Genomic DNA, 16761 nt, shown 5'->3' on the forward strand with positions numbered 1-16761 from the left:
ACAGTCCAATGGCCACCGTCGACCTCTCGAGAGACGCGACCCAGCCGCTCAAGCACTACGCCGGCGTACGTATGCAGCAGGGGCGGGTGCTCACCGACGACGACTTCAACGAGGCCGCCGCGCTGGACGCCGAGGGCGCGCGCCTCGCCCTGATCGACCTGGTGGGCCCCTGCGGCAGCCCGGACGACGGGTTCAAGGTGGAGGGGCCGCCGGCAGCCGTCGGCGGGCTGGTCGACCTCACCCTGAAGGCGGGGACGATGTACGTGGGCGGGCTGCGGGTCGGGATCGAGGCGGACATAAGACTGTCGGATCAGCCGGACTTCTTGCTCCAACGCACGGCGGACCGGGCGCGCGACGGGGGCAGGGACGGCGACTTGATCTACTTGGAGGTCTGGCAGCAACCGGTGAGTGCGGTCGAGGATGGTGAGCTCTTCGAGGAGGCCCTGGGCGGGCCTGACACGTCCCAGCGCGTGCGGACCATGGCGCGGGTGCGGATGGTCGGCGTCGACGACACCACGTGCTCCGGCGCTTGGTCCGAGCTGACGGCGCAGCTGCAGACCGACGGTCGCGGCGGGTGGAAGGCGGACACGGCGGCGCTCGACAACGACCTGCGTCTGGTCGTGGACTTCGACGAGACTGGCGACGAGGAGGATCTGTGCGCGCCCGAGATCGCGGAGGGTTACCTGGGCGCCAGGAACACGGCCATCCGCGTGCAGCTGGTCGATCCGACCGGCACCGGGTCGGCCGCAGCGCTCACCTGGGGGTACGACAACGGGGCACCGCTGTACCGCGTGAGCATCAACACTGCGGTCGCACCGCCCCGGACGACGATTACGTTCCTGACCGAGCCGAAGGACCAGGCCCACTGGCCGCTGGCGGACCAGCACATCGAGCTGGTGCCCCTGTCGGCCATCCTCGACCCCAATCGCGAGTTGGTCGGCGAGGGGCATGGGCGGTGCGAGGAGCAGGCGGGTGGCGAGCTGCTGTCGGTCGGTCACGGGCATCTCGCTCCCGTGGTCACGGGCTACGACCCGACGAGCCGGACCATCATCGTGGACGGCCACCCGCCCGCTGGGTTCAACGCGCTGGCGGCCGCCCATGCGGAGGCGGCGCTGGACGACCAGGGCGACCCCCGTGACTTCGAGTGTTTCCTGCGTCTGTGGGACCGCGGGACGGACCTGGGCAGCGACCCGCGCATTGGCATCACGCCGGGTGGCGCCGCGGTCACCCTGGGCAACACCGGCATCACGGTGCAGCTCAACGGCAGCGACGTCGGCGCGGACGCCCACTGGATCATCGCCGCGCGGCCTCACACGCCGTCGCAGGTGGTGCCGTGGGATCTCCAGCACGCCGACGGGCGCGCGCCCCACGGCGTCACGACCTACCTGTGCCCGCTGGCGGTCATCGACTGGACGGGTGCGCCGGACGTGCGGGATTGCCGCGAGACTTTTCGGCCGCTGACGCGCATCAAGACGTGCTGCACGGTAACGGTGGGTGACGGCGAGGTCAGCCACGGCGACTACACGTCGATCCAGAAGGCGATCGACGAGCTCCCCCCCGAGGGCGGCGAGGTCTGCGTCCTGCCCGGGACCTACACCGACCCCATCACCATCCGCGACCGCAGGGACATCCGCGTCCACGGGTGCGGTGACCGGAGCTTGATCGAGGTGAGCGCAGGCGCCACGACCCCGGCCGTATTCGTAGTCGACAGCGAGCGGATCACCCTGGACGGCCTGAAGGTGGTGGCTCGCGAGTTCTGGTGCGTGCGCGTGGCCGAGGACAGGGATTCGACGCGCAGCGTGACCATCGAGAACTGCACCATGCAGGCTCGGGACTACGGCGCGGTCACGTTCGACGACGGGGCGACGCTGACGCTGGCGGGCAGCCACCTGAGAGCGGAGGGGCTGCCCGAGGACCCGGAGCCCGGCAGCCCGGCCGGGCGCATCCCGCTGGTGTGGACCCAGGGTGTGAACGTCCGGATCACCGGCAACACGATAACGGCCGAGGAGGGCGAGAGCCCGATACGGCGCGGCGCCGGCGGCGTGCGCATCGCCGGCAACAGCGCCGACGTGTGGGTGGTCGACAACGGCATCAGCGGCGGCAACGGCGCGGGCATCACCCTGGGGAGCGTGACCACCGAGGAGGTCTCGGGCGATTTCCCCGGCTGGTTCTGGGGTTGGGGCTTCTACTACTGGTACTGGGAGGACGGCTGCCTGAAGCTCGGGTACAGGCCGGGCGGCTGGAGAGACCCTGACGACGAGGTCGTCCTGGTGTCCGAGGGCATCCTCGAGGACGTGGAGATCCGCCGCAACCGCATCCGGGACATGGGCGCCGACGGCATCGCCGTGGCGTGGTTCTTCGACGACGTCGACGGCAACGGGTTTCCCGATGACACCATCTTCGTGGACGATCTGCGCATCTCGGGCAACGTCATCACGAACTGCTGCCGCGGGGAGTTCGTCGAGATCTCCGACTACCTGACCAACAACGTCAGCCACGGCGGCATCACTCTGGCCGACGTCAATCGACTTCACATCCACCGCAACGAGATCAACGACAACGGCGCGGGCCGCGACGTCGCGCTCGCGGTCATCTCCACGTGGCTGGCCAGCGGCGTGGTCATCGAGCACGTGCACGCGGAGAACAATGGCTCGGGGACCGTCACACCCGACAACGAGTTCGCGGGCGGGGTCATCCTGCGCGTGGTCCTGCCGGTGTTCGAAAGCGCGGGACGCTGGTCCGGGCTGGACGCGCTGACCATGCACGACAACCGTATCAGCGTGCCCCAGGGGCGGCCGCTGACCACGGTCGCGTACGGGCCGGTGTCGGTGCAGTCGAACGTGTTGACGTCGCTGAGGGTGCGTGACGCTGTCGGCGCCGGCGGGCTGGGGACGGGCATCCTCCTGCTCAACCTGGGCGGGTGGGGTGAGGACTTCGGCGGGACGACCAAGCCTCCGGCGAGCGGGGGCGAGGCGGGCCTGGTCCACTTCGTCGACAACCAGGTGACCGTCGGCGGCAGCGCGGAGGCCGACTCCGGCCCGCTGTTGTTCCAGCACCTCCTGGCCAGTATGGACAGCGTCAGCGCCCACGGCAACACGTTCCGCGCGGACCTCTCGCGGACGCTCATCGTCTTCGACGTCTGGGGGCTCGCGCGCGCCGTGCAGGGCGGCAACAACCGGGTCGTGGAGACCCCGAGGGGGGCACTGTTCTCGATGCTGTGGTGGGGCACCTTCGCGTCCGAGCTGACGACGAACATGGCGACCCACTGCTTCCTGCGCATCGACCCTGTCGAGGGCGCCGATAGCGGGCACCGGAACCGATCGATCTACGACGGCTGGGCCGCTACGGACGACGCCGAGCTCCGGTGTGACGCGCTGGTCAAGGCGCTGGGCGCGCTCCTGTTCCGGCTGGATGGCGACCGCGGCCAGACCCGTGCCGCCAACGACGCGATCCGGAAAGTCGTTCGTCTCTAGGCGCCCGACGCTTGGAAGAAGGCAGACATCCAACGAAACACCGGAGGCACAAGAAATGGCCAACAAGCTACCGACGACCGCCAGCGAGGTGGCCGAGTGCATCCAGGATGCAGCGAAGGCCCAGGAGCGCCTGGAGCTGGACGGGCTGGTCGCCCGGGCGGGGATGCTCCGTGCCAGGAGGAATGCGCTCGCCCGGGCCGCGAAGCAGCGGCCGGAGCGAGCCGCGCGCCACCGGGCGCACCTGGCCGCGGTGTCCGCCACCATTGGAGAGGCCGACGGGCGCGTGATGGCTCGGGCCGTGGAGATCAAGTCCAGGCCGGCGTCCTCCAAGGGCTTCGCACTGTGGGGCCGCACCGTCGACGACCGCGGAGCGGCCGTGCCGTGCACGACCGTGGCAGTGCTCGGGCGCAAGGACGAGGTGGATGCGTGGACGGCCTCGGACGTCGGCGGGTGGTACGCGCTGGCGGTGGATGACGCGGAGGCCGCCGCGCTCGTCCAGGTGTCCGACGAGCGCGGCACCGTGATCAGCAAGGGGTCGCTGAAGGGGGTAGGGCCGGGCGCCCGGCTGCGGCGCGACTTCACGGTGCCGGCGGCGAAGACGAAGGGGACGGCGCCGCCGCAAAGCAAGGGCGGGCCGACGGAGGTGGCGGAGCCCGTCGGCGTCTCGCTCAAGCGCGAGAAAGAGCTGGCGGCGCGCCGAGCTGAGCTTGTGAAGGTGCGTGACGCGAGGGCCGAAGCCGTCGAGAAGCTCCAGTCGGCTGTGGACGCGCTGGACGAGCGAGAGGCCGAGCTGAAGGCGGCCAAGGCCGAGGCCGCCGCGAGCGTGAAGAAGGTGCGCCGAAAGGTATCTCGGAACCGGACGTCGCTGCGAAGGATCGACGCTGAGATGGATGGCTACGAGTCCAAGCGGTCGACGAAGTACGAGGCGCTCTCGAAACGGCGGGGCGCGAGCGCCGCGAAGCTAGAGGCCCTCGAACGCGAGCTGGACCAAGCCGTGGCGCACGAGGGCGGTCTGGCCGAAGCAGGCGCGAACCTGGCCGCGGAGCGCGAGGCGGCCGAGGCAGCGCTGGACAGGGCGAAGGCCGAGCTGACGGCGCTCGGGACTGACGCGGGGTAGCCCCGCGCGGGGGGGCCGCGAATCGAATGACAGTGGTGCGCGACAAGAAGCGGGCGGAGGTGACGGTGAAGGCCGCGGCCCGCAAGACGCGCGCCCAGGTTGCGAAGGATGAAGGCGAGAGCGCCGCGGCCGAGGTGCGCTTGCCTCCGTGGCGGGAACTCGTCGCGGCGGGGCCTGCCGAGGGAATGCAGTCGGCCGGGGAGGCCGAGGAGGCGTCGGCCCTGCCGGCCGAGCTGGAGCAGGTCCCGGCCGAGGCGATGGAGGACCAGTCGACCGCCGTTCAGCCGGACGCGGCGGCCGCGGAGTCGCCGGAGCCGTCACCGCTAGAGCTGGAGGCGCCGCTGGACGAGCCGGAGGTGGCGTCGGCGCCGGTCGACGAGGCCGTCGAGCCAGAGCTGGCGCCAGGGCCGGTTCCTGAACTGGAGCCCAAGCAAGGCCCCGAGCCCGCGCCCGACCTGGCGCAGGAGGCGGAGGACGCGGCGCCAGAGCGGGCGGCTCCATCGCCGGTCGAGGACGCGCCCGTGCTGCGGCGGTCTCACCAGTCGGCGCTGCGCCCGGTCGAGCGGCTGGCCCAGGCGCGGTTGCTCGCGCGGGTGAGCCGAGGGGAGGCGCTTCCGTCGGGTCTGGAGACGCTGCTGCCCGGCGTGCCGGCGCAGCTGCTGCGCGACGTGTCCATCCACACGGACACCGCGGCGGCCCGAGCGGCAGAGCGCCTGCATGCCGAGGCGTTCACCATCGGTACCCACGTCTACTTCGCTGAGGGGCGGTTCGCGCTGCAGTCGAGCGATGGCCTCGCGCTGCTCGCCCACGAGCTGGCCCACGTCGCGCAGTACCGGACAGGTCGGCTGGCTGGTCTCCCCGCGGTGTCGCAGCCCAGCGACCCGGTTGAGCACGAGGCGGACGGGTGGGCGGTCCGTTGGCGCGCACCGGCGGCGGTCGAGGCCGACGGCGCTGCGGGCGCCGAGCCTGCGCGGGCCAACGTGGCGATCCAGCCGGATCCGAGCGCGGCGGAAGCACCCGAGCCCATCAACGACGGCCGGACGCTGCCCCGCTCGGCCGTGCCGTCGGACGGGCCCGTACTGCGCCGGGCGACGGACACGGCCAGGACCTTCTTCGACAAGTCCTACTTCGCCCAGGCCGACGAGTGGAGCTCGGTCAGCGGCGACATCGACGGCTCGCTGGCAGCCGATACCCAGGCGACGACGGCCGCATTCCCGACGCCGCAAGCGGAGCTGGGGCCGGCGTCGCAGGCTCCGACGCCGGCCTCAGCCGCGCCGACGACGCTGTCGCTAGGCGAGCAGGTTCCGGAGCCCGGCGCCGACACCGGGCAGGTCCAACCGGAAGCGACCGAGACGCCCGCGGCTCCGGCCACACCCGCCACGCCGCGGATCGCGTTCGGGGCCGACGGGGACTCGTCGGCGGCCCAGCGCAACTTCTCGGCAGCGCTGGGCCAGGTGCCGACATCGCTGGACAGCCTGGAGACATCGCCGCTGCCGCCGCCCGTGGAGCTGACCGGGTCGGCAGACCCGGCGCAGGCGGCCGAGCAGGCGCAGACGGCGGCCCAGCAGGCGGAGACCCTGCGGGGTCAGGCGGCGGCCAACGTTGACAACGGCCCGGGGCCGGAGCAGGTGCAGCCTCGCAGCATCCGCGACGCCCGCCTCATCGAGGAGGCCCAGGCGCCGGCGTCCGAGCCCCTGCCCGAGATCGGGCGGATGACGGAGATCGAGGCGGCCGGGACGGTCACCGCCGAGATCCAGGCCGAGACCGACGCCCAGGGCCAGGCGCAGATCGACGCGACGCTCGCCGAGGCGAAGACCCAGCTCGACGACGCGGCGATCGAGGCGGACGAGAAGCAGGCCCAGGAGGTCCAGGGCGCCGAGCAGGAGAATGCGCGGCTCAACGCGGAGGCCAACGCCGAGCAGGAGTTCGCCGTCTCCGAGGCGCGGACGAACATCGAGGACAACAAGGAGGACACCAAGCGCCAGCAGCACGAGAGGGTCGACGAGGCGGAGGTCAAGAACGAGCGGGAGCGGCAGAAGCTCGCGGACGACGTCGACGCCCGGGTGGAGCAGGACGAGCAGCGCATCGACGACGCGTTCTCCGACGCCGAGCGGGACGCCGAGCGGGTGAAGGGCGAGGGCGAGGCCGAGGCCGAGCGCAAGAAGCGTGAGGCCGAGCGGGACGCCGAGAACGACTCGTGGTGGGACCGTGTGGCGGACGCCATCTCCAGCGCATTCGCGGCGTTGACGAGCTTCATCGGCGATGTCTTCGACGCGGCCATCAGCGCCGTGGGCGCGATCATCGACGCGGTCAAGGAGGCCGCGGCGGCGATCATCAACGCCGTCCGCGACTTCGTGGTCAGCGCGCTCCAGGCCCTTGGCGACGTCCTGACGGGGCTGATCGACGACCTGCTGGGGGACATCTTCCCTGTGCTGGCGGCCGCGCTGACCCAGCTCGTCAACGCCGCGGTCGACCGGGCGGTCTCGGCGGTCAACGCGCTGGCCGATGCGCTCATCGCGGGCATCAACGCGCTGTTGGACGCCATCGGTGGCGCCATCACGGCGATCCTGGAGGCCTACCAGGCGGCCATCAACGCGGCGCTGGCCTTTGCGCAGGCGCTGCTGACCGGCGACTGGGCGGCCCTGGGGCGGATGATCCTCGAGGCCGTCCTGACCCTGGCCGGTATCCCGCCCGAGGCCTTTTACGCGCTCATCGCCCGGGCGATGGGGGCGCTCGACACGATCATCGACGACCCGGGCGCGTTCGTCGGCAACGTCATCAATGCCGTCGGCCAGGGCTTCCGGAGCTTCGCCGACAACATCCTGACCCACCTTCAGGAGGGATTCTTCCGGTGGATCGTGGGACCGCTGGGCGAGCTGGGCGTCACGCTGCCGACGAGCTGGGACATCGTCGGCATTCTGGGCCTGGTGTTGCAGGTTCTGGGCCTCACGGCGTCCGGCATCCGCAGCATCATCGTCGAGGTGCTAGGCGAAGCGGCGGGCGCAATCTTCGACTTCGTGTGGCGCTACGTCGACGCGCTGATCACCGGCGGCTGGGAGGGCTTGTGGGAGCAGATCCAGAACGACCTGTCCCAGCTGTGGAGCACGGTCGTGGACGGCATCAAGGACTACCTGATCGAGACCATCGTCACCCAGGCCGTCCTGCGTATCGCGACCATGTTCAACCCGGTCGGCGCGCTGCTGAATGCCGTGATGATGGTGTGGAACGTCTACAACTTCCTCCGCACCAACATCCAGCGAATCTGGGGCGTCGTCACCTCCATCGTGAACATGATCGCCACGATCGTCGCCGGCAATATCACGCCGGCCGCCCAGGCCGTGGAGAACGCCATCGCGAGTCTCATCCCCATCGCCATCTCGCTGCTGGCCAACCTGCTGGGCCTGGGCGGCCTGACCACCAAGGTGCGCGAGGTGCTGGAGAGCGTGCGCGCGGCCGTGCGCAACGCGATCGTGAGCCTCATCCGCCGCGTGCAGGGGCTCTTCAGCGGCGGAGGGACCCGCGACGACGACGCCGCTACCGATCCGAGCGGCGGCGACCAGGAGATCGGCCAGGACGCTCCGGCGAGCGGCGGTGGCGAGTCGCACACTGTCACCATCGACCAGGTAGGCAGCGACGCGCGCCTGATGATCAACACGACCCCCACGCCCGCGGAGCATTGGGTCAACGACCTCCCGAGTCGCGCGCCGTGGTCGAGCATGGCCAACAACGAGGACTTTCGGACGAAGAAGCAGAACGCGCTCGCGCTCGCGGCACAGATCGACACGGAGGCAGACGCGCTCGCGCGCCTGGTGGTGCAGCACGCGTCCGACGAGAGCCCGCCGCCGGTCGAGGATGACTCGGTCGAAAGCAAGCAACGGCAGTTCGCGCAGGCCGTCAGCCAGTTGTTGGCGTTGGGTCGCATCGAGGATCCAGTAGCGTTCTTCAGCGACCAGCTCGGGGAGATGCCGCCGGGGGCGCACCTCTACGCGACCGAGCAGCTCGGCGGGCTGCCGGACAACCTCCGGGTCCCCGAGTGGGACCTGGTCGGGGACTGGCTCGGGCAGCGGACCGGGTTCGATCGTTTCCTCGGCGAGAACAGCCGGGTCGGCAATGATACGAAGCTCATCAACGACGCCGCCGTCCAGGCTAGGCTCACTCAACTAGCCAACGGGCCGGTGCCGAACGAGGATGTGATCGGTGTCGTCGGGCGGGCCAAGCCGAAGATCCACCAGGGGAACGCCCCGTATGGCGCCCTGAACACCGCGTTCAAGGCGTTCACCTTCTCCGCGTCCACCGCATCGGCTGCACGCTCAGCAGCGGATGGCGCGTACGCCGACCGGGACAACGGTGACATCGCGTACGTCACGAACACGCTACGGCCCCAGGATCAGGCGTTGGTGGATCAGTACGACGCGCTGATCGTGCCGATGCAGCGCAGCGGGGAGATCGCCGGCAACGCCATAGGTCTCCGGAACCAGTTCGAGGGACAACTGCGCAGCTCGAGCGGGTTGAAGTACATGTTCGCGGCCGGATTCGGAACCCAGATGCGACAGATCATCCAGGCGGCGACCCTGCCTACACGATTACGTGGAGTGGAGGTCAGCGTCGGAGACCGCCGTGCCGACTACACCGAGTGGACCGAAGGAGACCTCGTCACGGTCGTCGAGGTGAAGAACTGGACCGGACGGGCTCGCTGGACGCGCGAGCAGCGGCTCGACCGGGTCCTCGAAGCAGTTGCACAGGTTCAGGACCACCTCACGTCGCCCGCCACCGATGATGGAGACCCGATCGGCGGTGTTCGGCTCGAGGTCCGCGGCGGGGCGCCGGCGTTGCTCCAGAGCCGCGCGGCCGGGCTATCGGCGTTCGCGGCAGCCCAGCCGACCAAGATCCCAGGCAGAAGCAAGCGTTTCGACCTCAGCGTGATCTCTTGAAAGCAAAGACCGTTGCCATCGTCCTCGTGTTGTCCCGCGACGAGCAGCCCTCGGGCGCCACAGGCCTCGCTCGGCGGTTCGTTTCGGCGATGCCGAGCGACGACGGTCAGGTGGCCGTGCCGTGGCTGGACGTGGACGTCGAGACGCTCGGCGGCGAGCGCAACGTGGACTTCGAGCAGTCCATGACGGCCATCTCAATCCGGCATCCGCCAGGGGTCCTCGGCGACGTCCTCTGGGTGAGCACGCTCACGTTCCTCGACGGGGGCGACGCCGGTTCGTCCCTGGTGCTCTCGAGCATACTCGGTGGGCCCGCGTTCACTCGCATCTGGTCCTACCTGGTCCGGACAGCCGATGCTGTCACCCGCGCCTTGAAACCTCGGTGCGCAACGCTCGGGGGACTTCTGACGTCTGACAATCCGGCGGCGGTCCTCCGGGACGAGCACGTGCCGAGGACGTTCGCACCGTGGACGTACGTGTCACTCGAGGGCCTTGGCGACGACGTCGTCGCGGGACTCCGAGGGCTTCCGGACTGCACGATCCGCGAAGCTGCGAACGGTGTCGTGATCGAAGCGGTCGAGGACGTTCATAGCCCCCCGACTCAGCGTTTCGTCGACGCGCTCGCAGCGCTGCCGGTCGTGCCGCGCGTCACCTATAAGGACCTTACGTTCCCCGTTCCGCCGGTTCGCTGAGCAGTCGCCACGGCGTTCGTTGGTGTTGCATCCGACGGAACGGAAGGTGGCGCCACGGACCGCCACCTTCCCGACCTCGGTCCATGGCGGACCCTGACGCTGGCGTGGGCCTTCGGTCTGGCAGCTCGCGCGGGCAGGTCCCGTCCCACTGCTCAGCGAACGAGTTCTGCCAGGTTGGTCAGACCGAGTTGTGAGAACGCACAAGGCCGAGAGCAGCGCCCATGCCAAGAGTCCAGATTGCCCGCCTTCCGGATCGGCTGCCTCTTTGGCACAACACGGCTTCGAAGGAACGGCCTGTGTACCGTGAGGATTGCGAGGCCAGCTACTTCCTTGGGTCCGAGTTCGGCGTCCACTCCCCTTGAGTGTCCACCGCCTCCTGGGGACCCGGCCAGGTCGGCATGGTCGCGAGCAGGAGCCGCAAGTCGGCCTTCTCGCCGGCGCGGAATTGAAAGGCCGTACCCACCGGAATTCGGAGCGAATCACCTTCCCGGACCAGGTCGACACGCCCCGCGTCGTCGAGACCCCGCCAGACCTGGCCTTCCCCGCCCAGGACGTACCAGAGCTCTTCCACGGTGCGGTGCCGGACTGGGGCCGACGTCCTTCCCGCGGGCAGGACGCAGTGGGCGAATCCGCCGTTCCCCCCTTCGACGAGGAGACGGATCTCGGAACCGTCAGGGGCGAGGTAGTCGTAGCTCTCCGGGAGCCTCCGGATGTCCTCGTTCTCGAGCGGCTCCTGCGGAATCCCCTTGCTCGCAGCGATGCGTCGTTCGGATTCTGCGCGCTCGGCGCGAGCCTGGTATGCGTCGACCCGGAGCCCCGGCAAGTCGCCTCCGGCTCGTTCGAACTCGTCCCACGTTCGCGCCACCAGAATGGCGTCGTCATACACGACCGTGTCTCCGTCCATCTCGAAGACGTAGGAAGGCGATACGATGTAGAGCACCTGAGCCGGTTCGTCTCCCTCGTTGCAGAGCTGGAAGAGCGTGCCAGGTTGCGACACGACTGCTTGCCCCGGCCGGATTCGCAACGAGTAGGGCTTGCCGCCGTCTTCCTCCTTCATCCAGATGAGAAGCTGACCGGAAACGACGTAGGTCACCTGGGTGACGGCTGGGTGGCGGTGGATCCACGAGCTGACCCTGGGGCCGATGGCTCCCGCCGCGATACTCATGTCACCGAGAGCCCCCCCAGGGTACGTCCTTCTGCATGACGTCACTCGCGTTGAGGAAGGGGCTCACCTCGGTGCCGTCCGGGACGGTGAAGTAGCCGCGCGCTTCGAAGACTCTGTTCATGGCTCCATCTCCCCCGAGCGCGTGGTTCCGGGTGGCCTAACTCAGCTGCCGGTGCTGTTCGGGGGTCCAGGGAGGCGCAGTGCACACGACGAGGGAGACTTCTTGCGCCTCGACCCACCACCACGAGTCTGTGGGAAAGAAGAAGATATCTCCTTCGGTCATGGAATGATCGCCCCCTTCATCGTGCAAAATGCAGGAGCCCGACGTGACGAGATACGTCTCATCGCAAGCCCGATTGACGACCTTGCCCCCTCCGGGTATCGCCCGCGAATCTTGGCGGTGACGAGTCCCATGCGGCGGGACGGAAGGTCGTACTTCCACACGCTGCACGTGCTTCCATTCTCGAAGCGCTCAGTGGATTTCTTCTCGATCTTCATCTTCTTCTCCGGCGATCCGCGCGAATCTCGGTACCGGACAGGACTCCCGAGCCCGCTTGGGCACGTTGGCCGCATCCGGTCGGGAGTTGTGAGAGTATATGCTGGCGAGTTTCGGTAGCGCGAACTCCTCCGGGTCCATCGGGTTCTCCTTGGCCAGAAGCCAGGGCGGATCGTGCACCGACCGCGTGACGACCCCGGTCACAGGCGGACTGAGCAGCATAGGCAGAGGTCGTCCAAGGCCATCGTCCTGCTCGATGGCCTCCCGGAGGCCCCGCGTCGCACCGAATGAGAGCTCGCGCTTTAGGTGGCGCTCGCAGCGACGTGGCGGGGGCTGGAAGCGGGCCCATGGCATGGCTGCTGAGGCACTTCCAGAGGAAACGGGGAGCTACCGATAGGCTACGCCTACAGGTACCGCACCAGGCCTCGACCCTACCAGGCGAGATTCTCAGTAGCCCCGCCCTCATCTGGAATCCGCGCCCCTCAGTTGACCGCGAGTCCGCGACCGATCAACTCGTAACAGGGCGACGACGTGGCGACCTATCGGTCTCCGGTGGCCGACTGGCCTGTCTTGTCGGAGTGCGACGTTCCCCGTGCCAATGAGGGGAACGCGCGGCATAGCAGGGGGGGCTTGATGGGCTCCGGCAGTTCTTTCTTGGCCAGCAACTTCTGCCCGACGACTAGGAAGCTGCGCTCTCGGCCGCGGGCGCCCCGCAAGAGCACGTCCGTTGCACCTGTCTGGGATACGAGTCCGTAGAGGGCAGTCATATGAACCACGCGAAGGCCGAGAAACAAGACCAGTGAGCCGGTGCCCAGGAGCGCGGTGAACCTTGCGGAAGCGATCCATCCTCGCTGGTCGCTGAAGTCGAACCAGCCACAGAAGCATCCGACGAATAGGAGGACTGAGCCGCACACCATTGCCGCAAGATACTTCGCGATGACGCCTGCCAGCTCCCGCCGACTCTTCGCCGGATCGTCCTCTTGCTTATGTCCGCTCTCAGCGAACAACCGAGCGAGAAAGAGGAACGCTGCCAACGTAGCCGCGCCGCCGAGGAACAGGCCTCCCATGTCGCCCACCCATCGTTCGGTTCCCCGTTCGAACCAGCCCGCAAGGTTGCCGGCCGTGAGGAATGCGCATGGTAGTACGAGCGTTCGCGCCGCCTTCGAGAGCTCCAGCCATGGCGCGACTTGTTCCCTCCAATTCCTGCCGCCCGAGAGTAGTTCTTCCGCTGCCCCGTAGAGTCCGCGAACCATCCTCTCGTCGCCCGTCAGGATTCGTGCTGCCTTGCCTCTGTGCGACGCAAGGAACTTGGAGAACGGAGCTAGTCCGCCGGCCGGCCTACGTTGAGCGGGTCCATACAGAGGATCGAAGATGAGCGGGTCGAGCACGCTCCCCATTCGATATGCAACGAACAGCAGGACGATCCCCACCAATAAGGTCAGCCAATTGTCGCCAGCCGGGCCGGGTCGAGGGGATCGTTGTTCTTCACATCCACCGACGAAGGGGTGCGCTGGAAAACGTACAAGTGTTCCGCCGACTCAGCCGCGTGCGGTACGCATTGCACTGCCGTCGCGCCGGTGCCAAGGATGCCGACGCGCTTTCCCGCCAGCCCCGTGAGGTTTCCGTCGGCATCACCGCCCGTGTAGCCATAATCCCAGCGGCTGGCGTGGAAGGTATGACCCTTGAATTTCTCGATCCCGGGGATCCCGGGCAGCTTCGGTTTGTTGAGTACTCCGAGGGCCATGACCACGAAATGGGCTCGCATCCGATCAGCGCGATTCGTGGAGATGATCCAGCGAGCAGCCTCCTCGTCCCAGCGCACTTCGGTCACCTTGGTCTGAAAACAAACATCCCGGTAGAGATCGAATTTTCTTCCGATCCTCTGACAATGCTCGAGAATTTCGGCCCCGGTGACGTACTTCTGTTTCGGAATGTGGCCGGTTTCTTCGAGCAAAGGCAAGTAGATGTAGGACTCGATGTCGCAGGCCACGCCGGGGTAGCGATTCCAGTACCAGGTACCACCAAAGTCGCCAGCGCTGTCGATGATTCGAATGTCTTCGACACCCTCATCGCGCAGCCGCGCGGCGGTGAGCAGCCCACCGAAGCCGCCACCGATCACAGCGATTTCGACCTCGTCGGTCAGTGGCGGACGGCTGAATCCCGGCTCGACATAGGGGTCATCGAGGAAATGAGCGAACTCTCCTTCGACCTGAATGAATTGAGCGTTGGCATCGGGCCGAATTCTCTTGTCGCGCTCCTGACGGTATTTCTCGCGGAGTGCATCTGAATCGAATTCAAGCGCATTGGATTCTTCTTCGGTTCGGCCAGCGCCGGTTTCTCGGGTCATTCTCGAATTCCTCTCCGAAATGGAGGTTATGGCATGCAGCGCGCCGATACTGCGGGCTGCAACCGACGATGCGGTATGACAATGGTCATACCCGCGGCGACCCGAAGGCGCGAGACCGGCTCGGTAGGCTCGGCCGGGTGCGTGTCGATGCTGCGGCCGCGGTTGGCCTTCGAACCCGAGGGGGAATTGCGATGGCTTCTCGAAATCTGAAGCTGGCGCGGAGTTCGCTCGAAGCTCTCGCCGAGAATCCCGACGATACCGCCCAGGCAATCGTCGTCATCGCCGCGATGACTGGCAACTCGAACGAACGACTCTTCGAGCGCTTCAAGCGATCTCCGAGAGGAAAGAAGATCCTCGACGAAGGCCGCGATCTCTACGACATCCTTTGTGACCGTGAGCGGTTGCTGGCAATGCCAGCAGGTTCGCTGGGCCACACGATCTGCGAGTGGTTCATTCGCGAGAACATCGGCGCCGAGGGCCTCGCCGGCGCAAGTGAGGCCGCTTCCAAGCAGTTCCCGGATCGCCCGGTGAATTCGGGCGAAGGGGCACGCGTCTTCGGGACGCGCTTGCTCAATCTCCACGATGTCTTCCATGTACTCACGGGCTACGACCGCGACATGCGGGGCGAGATTGCCGTGCTCGCGTTCACCGTGCCCCAGACTTGGAATACCGGTATCGCCTACCTGGTATGGCGGTCGCTCATCCACAACGGTTGGAGTTCGGAAGGCGGCCAGCTGATCCGCCAGGGGCTGCGCCGCGGGTTGCGCGCGAAGTGGCTCCTCGATCAGGATTGGGAGGCGCTCTTCGAGCAGCCGATCGATGCCGTGCGGGAGCAACTCGGTATCAGCGCGCCGCCGGCCTATGAGCAGCTGCGCTCACGCGCGGCACCTCCGCTGGTCAACTGAAGCGGGCTTCGTACGTGCTCCAAGGGCGCGGCCGCGCTCCCGCTGCCCGACGATCGAATTGTCTGCTGGCCGCTAGATCGTGAAACCCAGGTCGCGATAGTTCTGTGCCGTACGATCCGTGATCAGATCGATTCGGTTCAGCTGCGGCAATACGTGGTCGCGAATCGGGTCTGGCTGACTCGCGATGAACTCGGGGTCTTGAAACCGCTCGATGACTTCAGGCAACACGGTGGCCGCGTCGACTCCCGCATCCCCGAGGATCTCGAGTTGCGAAGTGAAGCCCGTACCGGGCCTTCGGCCGCTGATCGCGTCGACCGCGGCGAATGCGAAATCCTCCACACGGTTGCGGTCCGCGTCCGTCATCCTCGGTAGTTCATCTTTCATGTAGATCAGCCCGTAGGAAACATGCCGAGCCTCGTCGTCGGCCGTCAGACTGACGATCTCACGGAGCAGTTGGTCTCGGCTTCCCTCCTTCATGATCTTGAAAGAGCCCATGGCGAGCCCCTCGACGATCACCTGCATGCCGACGCACTTCATCTGCCAGAGATCCGCTTCGAGGATCTGGTTCAGCACCGCTTGAAGGGTGGGGTCGATCGGATAGACGCGGTGTAGCCGCTCGATATAGCGGTGAAACACCTCGACGTGGCGTGCTTCATCGACCACCTGCGTCGCCGCGTAGAGCTTTCCGTCGATATCCGGGACGGCTTCGACGAGCTGGCCGCAACAGAGCAGCGCTCCCTGCTCACCGTGAAGAAATTGCGAAAGGATCCACGCCGCATTGCACACCGAGAGCTTGGTCTGCGTTTCGTCTGGCAAGGCCTTGATGACGTCGAGTTCACGGAGCGCATCTTGGCTCGGGTCGAGAATGTTGCCATCCGGATCGATTTCGAGATCCCATGGAATATCGGCCGCAGCATTCCACTGTTGTTTCTTTGCGACTTCATAGAGATCGCGTAGAGCCTTGATCTTGGGGTCATAGTCGAACTTCCAGCGCGTCGTCAGTTGGGTGACGATCTCTTCCACGGCCATGGCTCTTCTCCCCCTGCTCTTCTGCTTCTATTGGAACGTGCCGCAATATTCGATCGCTGGGCACGGCGTACCGACGGTTCGTCGCTCGACGATCCAATGGGTAGGCTACGAGCGGGCAACAATGGCGCGGTATGACGTTCGTCATACGACGTCAGGCTTTAGGGGCGACTTTTCGCCACAGATCACCCGCGCTTTGGTACGGTACCGGGATATGCCGTCAAAACCCGAATGCGTCGAAGGTGGGCGACCGGAGCGACAGACCGTGGGCGAACAGTCAATTCAGATGGAAATCGACGAAACACACTGCACCCAGTGTGGTCTGTGCGAAGAACGTGCGCCGGAGAACATGGAGATGGCCACCGACGAACCCTGTGCCCGGGTGATCAAACAACCCGTCGGAGAATCCGAAACGAACGATTGCATCGAAGCCGCCGACTATTGTCCGACCGGTGGACTGACGGCGACTCAGCTCATTCCAGAGCCGGGCGACGAACTCGCCTGATCGTCGCGGACGACGGCCGAGGGCGGCTTCACGAAACAATGCAACCCGGACCACCAGGTCCGCCCCGCAACATTACGATTTCCGGCGCGGATTGAACCTTCGTCGGA

At 67.1% G+C, this 16761-nt stretch carries 10 protein-coding genes; 6 read left to right on the forward strand and 4 right to left on the reverse strand.

Annotation, left to right across the window (positions count from 1 at the left end; translation table 11 throughout):
* Positions 1 to 8: 8 nt before the first annotated feature.
* From GY937_25570 to GY937_25585, 4 genes are read left to right on the forward strand one after another with little or no spacing between them, the layout of a single operon-like run.
* Positions 9 to 3473, forward strand: coding sequence for a hypothetical protein (locus GY937_25570; protein MCP5060086.1), 3465 nt, complete (start codon positions 9 to 11; stop codon positions 3471 to 3473).
* Between the two features lie 55 nt (positions 3474 to 3528).
* A complete protein-coding gene (locus tag GY937_25575) occupies positions 3529 to 4590 on the forward strand; it encodes a hypothetical protein (GenBank protein MCP5060087.1) in 1062 nt (353 codons plus the stop codon).
* Positions 4591 to 4625: 35 nt separating this feature from the next.
* Positions 4626 to 9521, forward strand: a complete 4896-nt coding sequence (locus GY937_25580; GenBank protein ID MCP5060088.1) for a DUF4157 domain-containing protein — start codon at positions 4626 to 4628, stop codon at positions 9519 to 9521.
* Positions 9518 to 10210, forward strand: coding sequence for a hypothetical protein (locus tag GY937_25585; GenBank protein MCP5060089.1), 693 nt, complete (start codon positions 9518 to 9520; stop codon positions 10208 to 10210). The genes GY937_25580 and GY937_25585 overlap by 4 nt, the downstream gene beginning before the upstream one ends.
* A gap of 322 nt (positions 10211 to 10532) precedes the next feature.
* On the opposite strand, the gene GY937_25590 is transcribed toward GY937_25585, so the two are convergent.
* The 3 genes from GY937_25590 to GY937_25600 form a co-directional block, all read right to left on the reverse strand.
* The gene (locus GY937_25590; protein MCP5060090.1) at positions 10533 to 11375 is read right to left on the reverse strand and encodes a cupin domain-containing protein; all 843 of its coding nucleotides are present in this window, start codon (positions 11373 to 11375) and stop codon (positions 10533 to 10535) included.
* Between the two features lie 1035 nt (positions 11376 to 12410).
* Positions 12411 to 13124 (reverse strand): hypothetical protein, encoded by a 714-nt coding sequence (locus GY937_25595; GenBank protein MCP5060091.1) that lies wholly within the window; start codon positions 13122 to 13124, stop codon positions 12411 to 12413.
* 185 nt (positions 13125 to 13309) lie between these two features.
* Positions 13310 to 14218, reverse strand: coding sequence for an NAD(P)/FAD-dependent oxidoreductase (locus tag GY937_25600; GenBank protein MCP5060092.1), 909 nt, complete (start codon positions 14216 to 14218; stop codon positions 13310 to 13312).
* Between the two features lie 68 nt (positions 14219 to 14286).
* Between GY937_25600 and GY937_25605 the strand changes: the two genes are divergently transcribed.
* Positions 14287 to 15123, forward strand: a complete 837-nt coding sequence (locus GY937_25605) for a hypothetical protein (GenBank protein ID MCP5060093.1) — start codon at positions 14287 to 14289, stop codon at positions 15121 to 15123.
* Between the two features lie 72 nt (positions 15124 to 15195).
* Here GY937_25605 and GY937_25610 read toward each other — a convergent pair whose 3' ends face one another.
* On the reverse strand, positions 15196 to 16152 hold the full coding sequence (locus GY937_25610; protein MCP5060094.1) for a ferritin-like domain-containing protein: 957 nt from the start codon (positions 16150 to 16152) through the stop codon (positions 15196 to 15198).
* Here GY937_25610 and GY937_25615 point away from each other — a divergent pair.
* On the forward strand, positions 16151 to 16654 hold the full coding sequence (locus tag GY937_25615; GenBank protein ID MCP5060095.1) for a ferredoxin: 504 nt from the start codon (positions 16151 to 16153) through the stop codon (positions 16652 to 16654). The genes GY937_25610 and GY937_25615 overlap by 2 nt on opposite strands.
* Positions 16655 to 16761 lie beyond the last annotated feature (107 nt).

Source organism: bacterium, assembly GCA_024228115.1.
Taxonomy (GTDB): Bacteria; Myxococcota_A; UBA9160; order UBA9160; family UBA6930.

Bases quoted from the DNA above. Each gene is read 5' to 3' on its own strand.
- GY937_25615 (MCP5060095.1), top strand. From the start codon at position 16,151: ATGGCTCTTCTCCCCCTGCTCTTCTGCTTCTATTGGAACGTGCCGCAA.
- GY937_25610 (MCP5060094.1), bottom strand. From the start codon at position 16,152: ATGGCCGTGGAAGAGATCGTCACCCAACTGACGACGCGCTGGAAGTTC.
- GY937_25575 (MCP5060087.1), top strand. From the start codon at position 3,529: ATGGCCAACAAGCTACCGACGACCGCCAGCGAGGTGGCCGAGTGCATC.
- GY937_25605 (MCP5060093.1), top strand. From the start codon at position 14,287: ATGCGGTATGACAATGGTCATACCCGCGGCGACCCGAAGGCGCGAGAC.
- GY937_25600 (MCP5060092.1), bottom strand. From the start codon at position 14,218: ATGACCCGAGAAACCGGCGCTGGCCGAACCGAAGAAGAATCCAATGCG.
- GY937_25590 (MCP5060090.1), bottom strand. From the start codon at position 11,375: ATGAGTATCGCGGCGGGAGCCATCGGCCCCAGGGTCAGCTCGTGGATC.
- GY937_25570 (MCP5060086.1), top strand. From the start codon at position 9: ATGGCCACCGTCGACCTCTCGAGAGACGCGACCCAGCCGCTCAAGCAC.
- GY937_25595 (MCP5060091.1), bottom strand. From the start codon at position 13,124: ATGGTTCGCGGACTCTACGGGGCAGCGGAAGAACTACTCTCGGGCGGC.